Origin of the sequence: Rhodococcus sp. 06-418-5 (assembly GCF_002258285.1) — a bacterium.
Taxonomy (GTDB): domain Bacteria; phylum Actinomycetota; class Actinomycetes; order Mycobacteriales; family Mycobacteriaceae; genus Rhodococcoides.
Window position 1 is genome coordinate 85,698 of sequence record NZ_NOYE01000003.1, and the last position, 16,402, is coordinate 102,099.

A 16,402-nucleotide genomic window follows, 5' to 3' on the forward strand; every position below is an offset into this window, starting at 1 on the left:
CCACTCCTCCGGGCGGACAGATGTTAGCCTGCTGAGGGTCGACTAAGCGAGGGTAGCCTTTCCTTATGCATCTGGGTGGCAAACCTCCTGGCCGCGACCGGTACGACGCACAGCAGCCGATCGAAGGGGATGCACCGAATGGATCAGCAGGGAACAGGGCTCGACGAACTGCGAACGTCGGTCGCAAAGCTGATCGGCTCCGAGCCCGACGCTGTGCCGGTCGATGCGAACCTGTTCGAGTTGGGGCTGGAATCGATCGTGCTGATGCGGTTGGTCGGTAGGTTTCGCAAACAGGGCAGTGCGGTGACGTTCGCCGACCTCGCGGCGCAGCCGACGATATCGGCGTGGTGCGAATTGGTCGGTGCCGCAGACGAACCGGCACCCCGGACTCCCGTCCCCGAGGCGGTAACGGCCGCGCGCACGCTCGACACGGACAGCTTCGATCTCGCTGTACTGCAGCATGCCTACTGGATCGGTCGCAGCGCTGAGCAGCGGTTCGGTGGCGTCTCGCCGCACCTCTACACCGAGTTCGACGGCAGCGCAGTCGATCCCGATCGACTGCGCGTAGCACTCGAAGCCGTGGCCCGCAGGCACGACATGCTGCGGGCTCGGATCACCGACAACGGACAGCAGGTGATCGAGTCCACGCCAGGGTGGCGCGGGTTGACGGTGCACGATCTGCGGAGCGAGGACGACGCAACGGACGAGCTGGAACGAACTCGTCAACGCCTGACGCACCAGATGCTCGACATCGAAGCCGGAGAGGTGTTCTCGGCCGATCTGTCGTTGCTCCCGGACGGTCGAACGCGACTGCATCTCGACATGGACATGATTGCGGGCGACGCCGTCAGCTTCAGAATCCTGGTCGCAGATCTGGCCAAGGCATACGACGGACAGGTGCTTCCCACCGTCGATTACAGCTATGCGCGCTACCTCGCCGACCGCCCGCAGGATCGCCGCGAGGCGCGAGCGCAGGCACAGCGATACTGGACCGATCGACTCGACGCGCTGCCCGGTGCACCCACTCTGCCTCTGCTGGAACATCATTCGGGATCTCCGTCGGCGACCAGGCGGTCGTTTCACCTCGATGCGCAGAACTATTCGCTGTTGCAGTCGCGGGCTCGCGCACATGGCGTCACCCCGGCGGTAGCGGTGGCATCGGCGTTCGCCGAGGTGGTCGGGGCCTGGTCACGTGAGCAGCGATTTCTGCTCAACGTTCCGATGTTCGACCGCGCCCCGACGCACCCCGCTGTCGGTGATCTCGTCGGCGACTTCTCGTCCTCGGTCATGCTGGACGTCGATCTGAGCGAGAACCTGTCGTTCGCCGAGCGGTCCCGGCAACTGAGGGCTCGACTGCACGAGGATGCCTCGCACGTCGACTACTCCGGAGTCGAGGTTCTCCGTGACCTCGGCCGTCGTCGGGGAGAACCGGTACTCGCGCCCGTGGTCTTCACCAGTGCGCTCGGGTTGGGCGAGTTGTTCGACGCCCGCGCGCGGGAGATTTTCGGGGACCCGGTGTGGATCATGTCGCAGGGACCGCAGGTCGTACTGGACGCCCAGATCACCGAGCTCGACGGCGGCGTGCTGGTCAACTGGGACATTCGCGAGAACGAGTTCCTACCTGGGGTTTCCGAGGCGATGTTCGACGCTTTCGAGGCGCTGGTTCGCGGACTCGTCGTCGACGGTGACGCCGTGTGGTCGGAACCGGTGGGTCGGCTGGTTCCGCCGCGTCAGCTGGTCTCACGAACTCCGTCGGCCGATGTACCCCGAACGGACGCGTCGCAGGCAGTCGGGAACGAGTCCCTGCACCGCGCCTTCTTCGATCGCGCGTCGCAGAATCCCGATGCGGTGGCGCTCGAGTGGGGCGAGAACGAGTCGATGACGTACGGCGATCTGTGTGACCGAGCGCTGAGAGTGGCTGCGACACTGAAGGATCGAGATGTGGCAGTGGGCGACACCGTAGGGGTGACGCTGCCGAAGGGGCCCGATCAAGTGGTCGCCGTTCTCGGTGTGCTCGCCGCGGGCGGGGTGTACGTCCCGATCGGCGTCGACCAACCGGCGAGTCGCGCTGCACTGATCGCGCGAAAAGCAGGGTTCGCGGTGACGATCGGAGGATCGGGTGGCGACGGCCTCGCGGTGTCCGACGCGGTCCTCGGTGACGCTCTGCCCGCCCCACATCTCGGACCCGACACCGCTCCCGCGTACATGATCTTCACCTCCGGTTCGACGGGGGAGCCCAAGGGTGTGGTCGTGTCGCATCGTGCGGCGATGAACACGATCGGCGACTTGGTCGACCGATTCGCGCTGGACGAGCGCTACCGCCCGTTGTGCCTGTCCGAGTTGGATTTCGACCTCTGCACGTTCGACCTGTTCTCGGTGTTCGCCGCCGGCGGCAGCGCCGTGCTCGTCCAGGAGCACGAGCGCAAGGATCCGCAGCGGTGGGCCGCTCTGATTCGTGCACATCGAGTCACGGTGATCAGCTGCGTACCGCCGCTGCTGGACATGATCCTCTCCGCCGGTGAGGATCTGGGTGACTCGCTGCAGGTCGTCATGCTCGGCGGCGACAAGGTCGGTGTCGATCTCTACCGCCGACTGAGGGCAGCCGTTCCGGAATGCCGATTCGCCGGACTCGGCGGCGCAACCGAAACGGCCATCCACAACAGCATCTGCGAGGTCGTCGAGGTCGATCCGCACTGGCGTACGGTGCCGTTCGGACTGCCGCTGCGTTCGATGGCGTTGCGGGTCGTCGATGCGCGCGGGTATCCGGTGCCGGACTGGGTGCCCGGCGAGCTGTGGGTGGCAGGAACAGGATTGGCCGACGGTTACCTGGACGACCCCGAGCGCACGAGCGAACGCTTCGTCGAGGTCGAGGGATATCGCTGGTACCGCACCGGCGACCTGGTTCGCTACGGCACGGACTCGATGGTGGAATTCATCGGCCGCGTCGACAATCAGATCAAGATCAACGGGTTTCGCATCGAGCTGGGAGAGATCGAGTCGGTCCTGGTCGGCGATCCCGACGTAGCCGCCGCCGCGGCAGTTGTCGATCGCTCGGGCGCTGCGGTAGTGATGGCAGCGGTGGTGCTCGGCGATTCCGACGCGGATTCCGACGAGACCGTCGCGGGCATCACCGCCAGGGTTGCCGACCGTTTGCCTGCCCACATGGTGCCGGACCGGATGGTGGCACTGCGAGCCCTGCCGCTGACCGTCAACGGGAAGATCGATTCGGCGGAAATCGTCCGACTGTGCCGGGCGGCAGGTGATACCGAGCGGGTCAGGGCTCGTGTCGCGCCTCGAACTCGACTCGAGGGTGCACTCGCCCTGATCTGGCAGAGCGTGCTCGGTGCCGAGGAGGTGGGAGTCACCGACACCCTGTTCGCGCTGGGCGGCGACTCCGTGCTCGCGACCACCATCGTCGCTCGAATCCGCGCGGCCTTCGACATCACCTCCGTCACGGTGAGGATGCTGTTCTCCGCGCCGACCGTGTCGGGTCTGGCGGAGTCGATGATCGCAGCCGAAGGTGACGCCGAACTGCTGGAGGCGACCGCAGAGATCTACGTATCGATCGAATCCATGACGGAGGACCAACTGCTGGCCGCACTCGACCACCAGCACACCCCCTGAATCGACATGCCCACCCACTCCTTCCACGATCGGGAATCCACAGTGCACCCAGTCATCGAGCACAACGCTGACTTCGTACCGTTCGACCGGGGCCGCTCCCGAACGTACCTCGACGCCGGACTCTGGCGCGAGACAACACTTCCCGACGTGTTCACCTCGTGGGTGCACCGCTTCGGCTCCAGACGCGCGGTAGTGGACGAATCCGAGGAGCTGACGTACGACGAGCTGTATTCGCGAGTACGAGCGACCGCAGCAGGGTTTGCCGACCGCGGCATCGGGCCGGGGGATCGAGTGGTGGTGCAACTACCCAATTCGGTGTCGTTCGCGGTGGTACTGCTGGCGTTGCTCGAGTGCGGCGCGGTCCCGGTACTGACTCTCCCCGCACATCGCCGACGCGAAATCATCCATCTGGCAGCCACATCGAAGGCCGTGGCGTACGTGATCGCCGACCGGGACGGACAGTTCGACTACCGTGCGCTCGCCGACGAGACAGTGGCGGCGGTACCGAGCATTCGGGACGTCTTCGTCGATGGATCGTGCGGCTCGCACAGTCCGTTGTCCGAGGTCGTCGGTACGCCACGGGATCTTCCGCGCGCGGCCCCTGCGGATATCGCGGTGCTGTTGGTATCCGGCGGAACGACGGGTCTGCCGAAGTTGATTCCGCGTACCCACAACGACTACGAGTACAACGCACGGGCCAGCGCGGAGGTCTGTGAGCTGACGGCCGAGGACGTGTATCTCGCGGTTCTGCCTGCCGCGCACAACTTTCCGCTGGCCTGTCCTGGTCTGCTCGGTGCTCTCGGGGTCGGAGCAACAGTGGTGTTCTCCCGTACCCCCAGTCCCGATCAGGTGTTCACGGTGATCGAGCGGCATCGGGTCACGGTCACCGCGCTGGTTCCGACGTTGACACATCTGTGGTGCGAGGCGACGGACTGGGAAGAGGCGGACCTGTCCAGCCTGCGCTTGTTGCAGGTCGGGGGAGCGAAGCTGACACCCGAGATCGCCAAGATCGTCGAACCGTCGCTCGGGTGCCGGTTGCAGCAGGTGTTCGGGATGGCCGAGGGGCTCTTGAACTACACACGGACCGACGACGCACCGGAGCTGGTGATCGGCACCCAAGGACGTCCCCTGTCCGAGCACGACGAGATCCGGATCGTCGACGCCGACGGTCACGACGTCCCAGCAGGGCAGACGGGCGAGCTGCTCACCCGCGGCCCGTACACCATCAACGGCTACTACGCTGCGGCAGAGCACAATACGACGGCCATCACCCCCGACGGTTTCTACCGCAGCGGAGATCAGGTTCGACGATTGCCTTCCGGTCACCTGGTCGTCACCGGCCGGATCAAGGACGTCATCACCCGCAACGGGGAGAACGTCGCGGCCGACGAGCTCGAGGATCTCCTGCTCACCCATCCCGGAGTCGCCCGAGCCGCGGTGATCGGAGTACCCGATCCCGATGTGGGTGAGAGCATCTGCGCCGTGATCGTGCCGAACGACAGTGCTCGGAACGACAGCGCTGGAAACGACAGCGCTCCGACCGTCGCCGAGGTGCGAGCATTCCTCACGGCCGCAGGCTGCGCGGGGTTCAAGCTGCCCGACCGCGTGGTGACCCGACCGTCGCTGCCCGTGACGGCAATCGGCAAAGTGGACAAGTCCTTGCTCGTCACGCAGTCCTCCGAACGGCAGGCGACTCGATGAAGGCGACGGATCTCGACGACATCAAGCGCCGGTTGCTGGCGGATCGGCTCCGGCGCGCCCGGGGTGGCGAGACCGCCGAGATCGAGCGCGGTCCTCTCGCCGACCTCGAATCGCCCGAATTCGGTGCGCTGAAAGCACGATTCGGCTCCGTCGACGATGTATGGCCGTTGTCTGCGCTGCAGCTCGGGCTGGTGTATCAGGTCGGCGTGGATGCGGACGCCACCGAGCTCTACACCGTTCGTACCGTGGTCGAGGTGAACCGGGTTCTGGACGGCGACAGGGTTCGTCGTGCCCTGCAGTCGGTGGTCGACTCCACTGCGGCGCTGCGCATGGCATTCGTCACTCCCGACGGCGGCATGCCGGTGCAAGTGGTTCTGTCGACGGTGCAGGCACCGTTGACGGTGGTGGACCTCGGTAGCTGCTCGGCGAGCGAGATCGACCAGCAGTGGAACCGGATACTCGCCGACGACCGGCAGCGGTCGTTCGACATCGTTGCGCCGCCACTGTTCCGGGTCACGCTCGTGCACTTTCCCGACGGTGTCGATCGCCTGTTGACGACCTACTGGTTCGGGTGTTTCGACGGCGGGTCCTCGGCGTTGTTGGTCTCGCGTGTCCTGGAGCAGTACGACGGCGCGAGCCCGAACCTCGATCACGGCTACCGGGAGTATCTGCGCTGGTTGGCCTCTCGCGACCGGGTCGAGTCCGAGCGGGCATGGCAGCGCTGGTTCGGCGATGTCGACACGCCCACACTGGTGGCCGAATCGGGTCAGGGCGGCGACGAGGCTCCTCGACGCGTCGAACGGAGACTGTCGCAGGCGGTCTCCGGACGACTGGATTCGATTGCGCGCGAATCCGGGTCGACGCTCTTCACCGTGTTGGCGGCCGCGTGGGCCGGCGTGCTCATGCGCATATCCGGTCGGTCCGACGTGGTGTTCGGTACCGCCGTTGCCGGGCGCCCGATGGAGGTGCCGGGCTCGGAGCATGCCATCGGCGCGTTCATCAGTACCGTTCCCCTCCGGGTCACGGCGGGCGGATCCGACACCGTCGCGGGCATCGCTGCGCGAGTGCAAGATCAGCGCCTGGATCTGATGGCACACGACACCCTCGGTCTCGGCGGAATTCAGAAGGCGATCGGTGCCGGTGCGCTGTTCGACACCCTGCTGGTGCTGCGCAACGCGGCCGGTCCTGCAGTCGACACCGGTGCTCCGTCGGAGCATCGGGTACGACACGTCTCGACCGTCGACGGCTCGGAGTTCCCGGTGTCGATTGCCGTCGACCCGGGTAGCGAGCTGAACCTGTCGGTGACGTACCTGCCCGACTCGGTGGACGACGATCGCGCACGGTATCTACTCGACTCCTTCGAGAACGCTCTGAAAACCGTTGCCGAGCAGCCCGATCTGCCGATATCGCAGTGGCCGTCACCGGCCGCCGAATCGGTGAGCATCGTGGACAACGGTTTCGACGACAGGCTCGAGCGACTGGGCGATTCCACGATCGCCGAGTTGCTCGCCGACCGGGCCGCATCCGTGCCCGACGCGACCGCGCTGGTGTTCGGGGCCGAACGAGTGACGTTCGGAGACTTGGACGCGCGCGTCGGTGCGTGCGCACGGGCACTCCTGCGCCGAGGTGCCGGTCCGGAACGCATCGTCGCCCTCGCGCTGCCGCGGTCGGTGGAGATGGTGGTGGCCCTGTTCGCGGTACTGCGCACCGGCTCGGCCTATCTGCCCCTCGAACTCGACTATCCGAGCGATCGCCTCGACCTGATGTTGGCCGACGCACGGCCCACGATCCTGGTGACGACCACCGAGACACAGGCCCGAGGACTGACGACCGACGCCACCGAGATGATCGTCGACGATCCCGCCGTGGCAGCCGAATTGGCGGAACGCATCGAGCCGTTGGAGTTCGACTCGGGGCCGTTCGCGCCGGGGACACCCGGCCGCCTCGAGCACCCGGCCTACGTCATCTACACCTCGGGCTCGACCGGCACGCCCAAAGGCGTCGTCACCCCGTACCGGGGTCTGACGAACATGCAGATCAACCACCGAGACGAGATCTTCGTTCCGACCATCGCCGCGGCCGGGGATCGGACGCTGCGGATCGCGCACACCGTTTCGTTCTCCTTCGACATGTCGTGGGAAGAGCTGCTGTGGCTGGTCGAGGGCCACGAGGTGCATGTCTGCGACGAGGAATTGCGCCGTGACGGTGAAGCATTGGCGCGATACTGCGAGCAGAACCTGATCGACGTGGTGAACGTGACGCCCACGTACGCCGGGCACCTGCTGGACCTGGGATTGCTGAACGAGCACGACGGACATCGGATTCCGCTGGTGCTCCTCGGCGGGGAAGCGGTACCCGATTCGTTGTGGCAGCAGCTCGGCGGTGTCGGCTACAACCTCTACGGACCTACCGAGTACACGATCAATGCGCTCGGTGCGGGTACCCGAGACAGTGACACCCCGTCGATCGGTGCACCGATCCTCGGAACTCGCGCGTACGTTCTGGATCAGTGGCTACGTCCCGTCCCCGTGGGATCTGTCGGTGAGCTGCATCTGTCGGGTGTGGGTCTGGCCCGCGGTTACCTGCACCGATACGCGCATACGGCAACCAGTTTCGTCGCCGATCCCTGGTCGCCGGGCGAGCGGATGTACCGCACCGGCGATCTGGTGCGGATCAGGCCCGATGGCCTGTTCGACTATCTGGGCCGTGCCGACGACCAGGTCAAGATCCGCGGATATCGCGTGGAGACCGCGGAAGTCGAGCGGGCAGTGACGAACTGCGACGCGGTTGCCGGTGCGGTGGTGCGAGCGGTGGAGATCGGCGCGGGTACCCGGGCGCTCGCCGCGTACGTGGTTCCCCGCGATGCCGCTGCTGGCGAGGACCATTCCGCGTTGTTCGGATCCATTCGGGACGAGCTTGCGGCCGTCCTGCCGGAGTACATGGTGCCCACGCTGTTCGCCGCTCTGGAACGCGTTCCGATGACGATCAACGGCAAGCTCGACGTACGAGCTCTGCCCGCCGTCGACGCCGCGGGCGGCGATACGTTCGTGCCGCCACGAACACCGGTGGAGACGATGTTGTGCGAGATCGTCGAGGCGGTTCTCGGGGTCGGCCGGGTGGGTATCGACGACGATTTCTTCGCCCTCGGCGGTGACAGCATCACCTCCCTCGCCGTGGCATCGCGGGCGCGCAAGGCCTCGATACCGCTGGCACCGCGTGAGGTGATGCGCAAGCGAACAGTGCGGATGTTCGGTGCGGAGCTCGTCACCGACGACTCCGCCCGGCCTGCGGTCTCTGCTGCGGCGGTCACCGTGGATCTGTCCCAGGACGAGCTCGACGAATTCGAAAGCAGTATCTGAGTGACCGAGACGACGACCGAGACCGCGGCTGCTCCGCAATCCAAGATCGCCGCTGTCCTCCCGCTGACGGCGCTGCAGACCGGCATGTACCTGCAGTCGAGTCTTGCTGCGGCGACACAGGACCCGTATCTGTCGCAGACAGTGCTCGACCTGTCTGCTCCGGTGGATCGCGGCCGTCTCACCCGCGCCCTCGAACACCTGCTCGAGCGTCATCCGAACATCAAAGCGCAGCTGCGCCAGCGCCGTAACGGCGACCTGGTGTGGGTGGTTCCGCGCGCATCGACACCGGAACCGACACCTGTCGTCGGAGAGTGGAACGATCATCTGGGCCGCGACAGGTCCGCCGGATTCGCGTTCTTCGAAGGTCCGTTGATCCGATTCGCGTACTCCACCGATCCTCGGTCGCCACGGGTACTGATCACCTACCATCACGCCCTGATGGACGGATGGTCCGAGGCCATCTTCGTTCGTGAATTGATCGCCCTCTACACATCGGTGGAGTCGGCTGCTCTGCCCCCTGCTCCGGACTTTTCCGACTACCTGGCCTGGACGGCCGGTCAGGATCGTGATGCGGCGCTGGCGCGGTGGGCGAAGTATCTCGACGGCTTCGATTCTCCGACCCTGATCGCAGACGGCGCACCGTCACAGGCGAATTCATCCTCCCGTATCGATCTCGACATCGACGACCGGCTGGGACGACGCGTCGCCGACTACGCGCGGAGCCGCGGAGCGACTACGAACGTGGTGGTGCAGGTGGCGTGGGCGTCGATGCTGGCGGCTCGCACCGGAGCAGTCGACGTGTCGTTCGGAATGGCGAGCTCCATCAGGCCGTTCGATCTGGACGGGGCCGAGGCGATGGTCGGTCTGCTGCTCAACACCGTGCCCGTGCGGCTTCGGTTCGATTCGACGTCGGCGGTCGCAGAGGTGGTCGACGGCCTACAGGCAGACCATCTCGACCTGGACGAGCACCGATTCCTCGGCCTGTCCGACATCGCCGGAACCGTCGGTGGCGGTGAATTGTTCGACACCATCGTCGTGTATCAGAACTATCCGGCACCGGTCCCGAATGCGAGCGAGCCGGCCGTCGAGCACCCCGTCGTGGACGAGGTCACGGTACTGGGCGCGCACATGAGTTTTCCGATGGCTCTGATCGTCGGGCCCGACCCGACGCTGTGGGCATTCGTCCTGCACGACGACTCAGCCGTCGATCATCGTTCGGCCACGGTGTGCGCCGAGACCTTCGTCGAGATGCTGGACCGACTGACGAGCCGTCCGGACGTCGATGTGCCGCAGCTCTTGTCGGCCCCGGACGGCCAGGGATACAGCATCGGGCCACACCGGTCGGTGCCGACGCTGGAAGCGGCCCTTGCAGACAGGTTCGCGCGGTCGAGCGAGGACATCGCGCTGGTGGTCGGCGACAATGAGACGACGTATGGCCGACTCCGGACTCGGGTGTCCGAGGTGTCGGCGCTCCTGCGCGCCCACGGCGTCGGGACCGAGAGCCGTGTCGCTATCGCCCTCGGCAGGGGTACGGACATGGTGGCCGCGCTGCTGGCGACCATCGACGTGGGTGCGGTGTTCGTTCCCATCGACATTCGCTACCCGCGCGAGCGTATCGACCACCTGTTGTCGGATTCGTGCCACGACATCCTGTTGGTCGACGACGCCACACCTGCCGCGCTGGCCGAACTCGAGACCGCGACGAGAACCCGTTCGAGTTCGGCTACGGGGGCGGTGGAAGAACCCTTCGCCCTGAGCATTCCGGGCGACTGCGGGGCATATCTCGTCTACACCTCGGGTTCGACAGGTACACCCAAGGGTGTGCTCGGCTCGAGGAACGCGCTCGCCAATCGCCTGCACTGGGCGACCGAGCGATGGGGCGGACCCACGAGTCGGATTGCCAAGAGCTCGCTGTCGTTCATCGACGGGGCCACGGAACTGCTCACCGGAATCCTCGCGGGTCAACGAGTGGTGTTGGCGCAGGACCACGAGTACGCCGACGCGGGCGCGTTGGCTGCGCTCCTCGAACGATCCGGTGCCGAGCAGATCACCGCCGTCGGGTCACTCGCTGCGGCATTGGCAACCACCTCGACGCCGGAATGCCGTTCGCTGACCGGTTGGATACTCAGCGGAGAGCCGTTGACCAGCAGCACGATCGACGCCATCGGACACGCCACGCCCCACGCCTCGGTACACAACTCCTACGGCTCGTCCGAGGTGGCCGGGGACGTCGCGGTGCATCGCGTCGCAGGTGATCCGACGGTCATCGGAACGGCAGTGAACAACACGGTCCTCGGGTTGCTCGACGGCCGCTTGCTCCCGGTACGGACGGGCGTCGGCGGCGACATCTACGTCTCGGGAGCCCAACTTGCCCGCGGGTACGCCGGCAGGCCTGCGGACACCGCGGCTCGCTTCGTCGCGGACCCTCGCGTCGACGGTGGGCGAATGTATCGCACCGGTGACCGCGCCCGCATCGTCGACGACGGAGCGCTGGAATTCCTGGGACGCGACGACAGGCAAGTCAAGGTCCGGGGACATCGCGTCGAGCTCGGTGAGGTCGAGAACCTCACGGCCGACAGCGAATCCGTGAACGAATGCGCGGTGGTGGCGGTGACGGACAGCGCAGGCGCGACCGTGCTCGTTGCTTACCTGACCCCCGAGAGTGTCGATACCGCGGCAGTACGCGACGCTCTGCGCGCCCGTGTACCCGACTACCTGGTGCCGACGTTTTGGGTGCCGCTCGACCGACTGCCGAACACTCCCAACGGCAAGACGGACCGGATCGCTCTGGTACAGAGAGGAATTCCGGACAGCGAACCCAGCCGCTCACGTGCAGCTGCCACCGACGACGAGCGTTGCCTCGTCGGCCTTTTCGTCGACGCCACTCGTGCGGGTGCCGAGTCCATCGGCGTCGACGACGACTTCTTCGCACTCGGCGGCGACAGCATCACCGCCATCACGCTCGTGTATCACGCGCGGGGAGCCGGGTTGGCCATCACCACGGCGGACGTTTTCGAATGCCGTACCGTCTCCGGACTCGTCCGACGAGCCCGACAGGCCGAATGTGCCGTCGGCGCAGCGGAACCCGACAGCACTACCCCGTTGCTCGATGCAGACGATCTGGCCGAACTGAGCCGACTCGGTGTCGACGCCGATCTCGCACGTCCGGCGACTCCGCTGCAGCAGGGTCTGGCATTCCAGTCCGTTGCCGCCGGGGACGGAGTCGAGGAGATCTACGTCATCGCCACCGAGTTCGAGGTGCGCGGCGAGCTACGCACCGATCGACTCGACGCCGCGCTGGACGCGCTGCTCGATCGTCATCCAGCTCTGCGCTCACGCTTTCTCACGCTGAGTACGGGGACCACCGTCGCCGTGCGTGATGCGGGTCGGGTGCAGGTCGTCAGGCACGCGGTGGACGATCCTAATTCGTACTCGGCGCGCGCATCGGTGCTCGACGATCGCCGTACCTTCGATATCGAGCACGATCCGCTCGTGCGAATTCTCGTGCTGGACTGCGGAGAACAGCTGCACCGAGTGGTGCTGACCGTGCACCATCTGCTCGTCGACGGGTGGTCCATGGGTACCGTCGGCACCGAGTTGTTCATGCTGTACCGAGGCCGAGATCTACCGGCTCCGGCTCCGTTCGACGACTACCTGCAGTGGCTGTCGCGTCGGGACGACTCGTCGATCGATGTATGGCGCGAGGCGCTCGGCCCGGACCTCGCTCCCACGACCATCGCGCCGTCCGCACCGCTGACCTCGAACGACCGGTCCGAGGTTCGGGAGATCGAGATCGGCTGGGATGCCGACGACACTGCTCGCCTCACCGACTCCGCCCGTCGGCGATCGGTGACGGCGAGCGAGCTGATCAATGCGGCATGGGCCGTGGTTCTGTCGTCCTTCACCGACAGCGAATCGGTCGTGTTCGGGTCGACGGTATCCGGCCGCCCGACGGACCTGGACCGTGTCGGGGACATGGTCGGGTTGTTCATCAACACCATCCCGGTGCGCGCCGAGGTCGGTCGCGATGCCACCCTGTCGTCGATTCTCGCAGGCCTGCGCGAGTTCTCCATCGCCGTTGCCGCGCATCATCACGTCGGCCTGTCGGACATCCAGAAGGCAGTCGGCCGGGGGACACTGTTCGACACCCTCGTGGTGTTCGAGAACTTCGCCACCGCCGAAACGAACGGTATCGACTCGGAGGACTTCTCGGTCTCGGTCGCCCGGTTCCATACGGTGACTCATTACCCACTGACGTTGACGGTGTTCCCCGGCGAAAGACTGCGGCTGGTGCTCGAATACCGCAGCGACGCCGTGTCGGCGGAGCGCGCACATGCGGTGGCGTCGGCCATGACGGCAGTGCTTCGAACGTTCGCCGAGCCGGGCGACCCGCCCATCGCATCGGTGTCCCTCGTGGACGAGTCGACGGCGGCTCGGCTGACCTCGGAGTGCGCCGGCATCGAGCGCGCCTACCCTGACGTAACAATGGTCGACCTGTTCACCGATCGTGTTGCGCAGCAGCCCGATTCGATCGCTGTTCAGGACGACACCACGGTGTGGACGTTCGCGGAGTTGGATCGCGTGTCCAATCGAATTGCACGATCGCTCATCGGATCCGGAATCGGCGCCGAGGACATCGTGGCCGTCGAGGCCCCGCGCACGGCGACGACGATGGCAGCGATCCTCGGCGTGATGAAGTCGGGGGCTGCCTACCTGCCGATGGATCCGAACTGGCCGGTCGAGCGTACTCGCCAGATCCTCGACGAAGCACAGCCGGTGGTCACCGTGACCACGGATTCCGTTGCGGCGCTGCAGCCGTCGTCCACGGATTCCGTCGCCGTGACCGATGCGGAGCGTCGGGCATCGTTGCATCCCGATCATCCGGTGTACACGATCTACACCTCCGGTACGACGGGTGTGCCCAAGGGCGTTCTGGTCTCGCATCGAGGCCTGGCCAATCTGTACCACTCGCACCGCGAGAACGTGCACACTCCGGCGATCGCTCGCGCGGGCAAGCCCACCCTGAACGTTGCGCACGCGTGGTCGATGGCCTTCGACGCGTCCTGGCAACCGCAGCTGTGGCTGTTCGGCGGTCACACACTTCATCTGATCGATCCGGGGACCGTCCTCGACCCGGTGGAACTGGCAGCCCGGCTGACGGAGCTGGCGGCGGACTTTGTCGAGGTCGTGCCGTCGTTGCTCGAGCAGATGATGCGAGTGGGATCGATCGACACGCTGTCCACGGTCGGGGTCGGCGGAGAAGCGGTATCTGCGGACTTGTGGAATCGACTGCGCACCAGCGAAACCCTGGTGGCATACAACTTCTACGGCCCGACCGAGGCGACGGTGGATGCGGTGTACACCTCCACCGAACTGGTGAGCGAGCCGGTGATCGGTAGGCCGGTGACCAACATGCGGGCATACGTGCTGGACCGCAACCTGCGGCTGGTCCCGCCCGGCGTGCTCGGCGAGCTCTACCTGGCCGGTCCCGGAGTCGCGCGGGGCTACCGACACGCACCGGGGCGTACGGCTCACCGCTTCGTTGCCGATCCCTTCGCTGCAGACGGCACGCGGTTGTACCGGACCGGAGATCTCGTGGCGTGGACCGAGAATGCTGCGCTGCGATACGGCGGCCGCTCGGACGATCAGGTCAAGATTCGTGGCCACCGAGTGGAGGTGGGGGAGGTCGAGGCTCGATTGCGCGACCTCGACGCAGTCGCCGACGCGCGAGTGGTGGTCCGAGGTGCCGATACCGGGAACGCCACGCTCGCCGGGTATCTGGTTGCGGCGTCGGATCGCGAGCTCGACACGAATCTTGCCCGTGCCCGGTTGCGGGGTCTGCTGCCGTCGTACATGGTGCCGGTGTCACTGACCGTGCTCGATGCTTTTCCGCTGTTGCCGAACGGCAAGGTCGATGCCTCCGCATTGCCCGAGCCCGTGTTCTCCACACGGACCGGGCGTGCTCCACGTACCGATGCCGAGCGGCGGATCTGCGCTGCCGTGGCCGAGGTGTTGCACCTGCCCCAGGTCGGTGCCGACGACGATTTCTTCGATCTGGGCGGCGACAGCATCATGGCGATGGAGCTGTCCGCGAGGCTCCGATCGGCCGGCGTCGGGGTGTCACCGCGGCACATCGTGTCGCTCCGTACGCCGGAAACCATTGCAGGTCAGCTCGAGTCGAGCGAACCGTCGAACGCAACCCCTGCTGTCGGCCCCTACGGGGACGTTCCGCTGACACCGATCGTCCGGTGGATGGACGCACTCGACGGGCCCATCGACGAGATCTCGCAGGCGGTGTTGCTCGATGCTCCGGCGTCGCTCACCGAGGACTCGCTGACGCAGCTCCTCGTCCGCCTCGTTGCTCGGCATCCGATTCTGCATTCTCGATTCCAGCGGAGCCCGGGTTCGGAGTCCAGCTTCACGGTGTTGCCGGACGGCACCGCCGATGTGACCGAGTGGATTCGCATCGAGGATTGCGACGGAACGACCGAGTCCGAGCCGGCGGATCGGGTCGCTGCCGAATCACGTTCTGCACGTGCGCGATTGAATCCGGCCGCGGCGAGGATGGTCGATGTCGTGTGGCTGCGGCACGGACGCGATCCCGCGTCGTCGGGAGAGCTGCTGATCACGCTGCATCACCTCGTGGTCGACGGAGTGAGTTGGCGGATACTGTTGCCCGATCTGGTCGGTTGCTGGACGCAGGCCGCCGTCGAGCGAAACCCCGTCGGTCCGTCGATGCGGCAGTGGGCGTACGAGATGCGCAGTCTCGCAGACTCGCCCGAGGTGCTCGCCGATCTCGACTACTGGGCGAGCATCGGTGACGGAGCGGCGCAGATTCCGTCGACGCGGCCACTCGACCCGTCGATCGACACCGGTGCCCGCGTGCGTACCACTCTCTTCGCCCTGTCGCAGGACGAGAGTGCAGGGCTGATATCGGCGGCTCGTACTCACCTCGGGGTCTCCGTCGAACACCTGCTGTTGGCGACTTTCGCTGCGGCAGCGGCACACTGGACGAATCCCGATGCGGTGGACCCGCAGTCGTTCGTCGTCGATGTCGAAGGTCACGGACGCTCGGGAGCGGCCTCCGACCGAGTGGACGGCTCGGCCGTGGTCGGATGGCTCACTGCGGTGTTCCCGCTCCGTCTGACCGCGAAGCCTCGGGATCACCGCACGTTGACCGCGCACGAGGGGAATCTCCCTGCGGCAGAGTCCGTTCTGCGTGAACTGACAACCGCCGCCAAGGCGTCCAGGGACTCGGTGCCGGGAGACGGATCGACCTATGGACTGTTGCGGTGGATGGGCGGCGACGCCGGCGAGACTCTGCGCGGAACACCCGGTGCAGACATCGAATTCAACTACCTCGGTCGTTTCGACGCGACAACCGACGGGCCGTTCGGTGCCAGTCGGCTGCGCAGCAGCCTCGACTCGACCCCCGGGGTGAACACCCCCTGCGGCTACGCCTTGATCGTGGACAGTTACATCAACGACCTCCGTGGCTCGTCCGTGCTGGGTGTGACGATGAGCTGGCCGGAGGGGGTGCTGTCCGGTGTCGAGGAACTCGCAGGGCTGTGGCACGACGCGTTGTCGGCCACGTGCCGAATACTCGCTGCCGGCGCTCCTAGTGAGGCAAGGGTTACCTCATAAGTGTTACCTTGTCAGTCGCCTCACCCGGTCGGGTGTTGGACGCCGAAGCGCGTGGTCGAGTCGAGAGGTACCGA

Annotated in this window: 4 protein-coding genes; all 4 read left to right on the forward strand. The window is 66.1% G+C overall.

Annotation, left to right across the window (positions count from 1 at the left end):
- Positions 1 to 138 precede the first annotated feature (138 nt).
- Genes CH274_RS00890 through CH274_RS00905 form a run of 4 tightly spaced genes read left to right on the forward strand, consistent with a single transcriptional unit; the run spans position 139 to position 16,328 of the window.
- Entirely contained in the window at positions 139 to 3,624 is a 3,486-nt protein-coding gene (locus tag CH274_RS00890; protein ID WP_094656538.1) for a non-ribosomal peptide synthetase, read from the forward strand.
- Between the two features lie 6 nt (positions 3,625 to 3,630).
- A complete protein-coding gene (locus CH274_RS00895) occupies positions 3,631 to 5,325 on the forward strand; it encodes a (2,3-dihydroxybenzoyl)adenylate synthase (RefSeq protein WP_179275608.1) in 1,695 nt (564 codons plus the stop codon).
- Entirely contained in the window at positions 5,322 to 8,684 is a 3,363-nt protein-coding gene (locus CH274_RS00900; RefSeq protein WP_094656539.1) for a non-ribosomal peptide synthetase, read from the forward strand. The genes CH274_RS00895 and CH274_RS00900 overlap by 4 nt, the downstream gene beginning before the upstream one ends.
- Entirely contained in the window at positions 8,685 to 16,328 is a 7,644-nt protein-coding gene (locus tag CH274_RS00905) for a non-ribosomal peptide synthetase (protein ID WP_094656540.1), read from the forward strand.
- The last annotated feature ends 74 nt before the right edge of the window (positions 16,329 to 16,402 follow it).

Coding starts and splice junctions, on each gene's coding strand:
- CH274_RS00890 (WP_094656538.1), top strand. CDS start 139: ATGGATCAGCAGGGAACAGGGCTCGACGAACTGCGAACGTCGGTCGCA.
- CH274_RS00895 (WP_179275608.1), top strand. CDS start 3,631: ATGCCCACCCACTCCTTCCACGATCGGGAATCCACAGTGCACCCAGTC.
- CH274_RS00900 (WP_094656539.1), top strand. CDS start 5,322: ATGAAGGCGACGGATCTCGACGACATCAAGCGCCGGTTGCTGGCGGAT.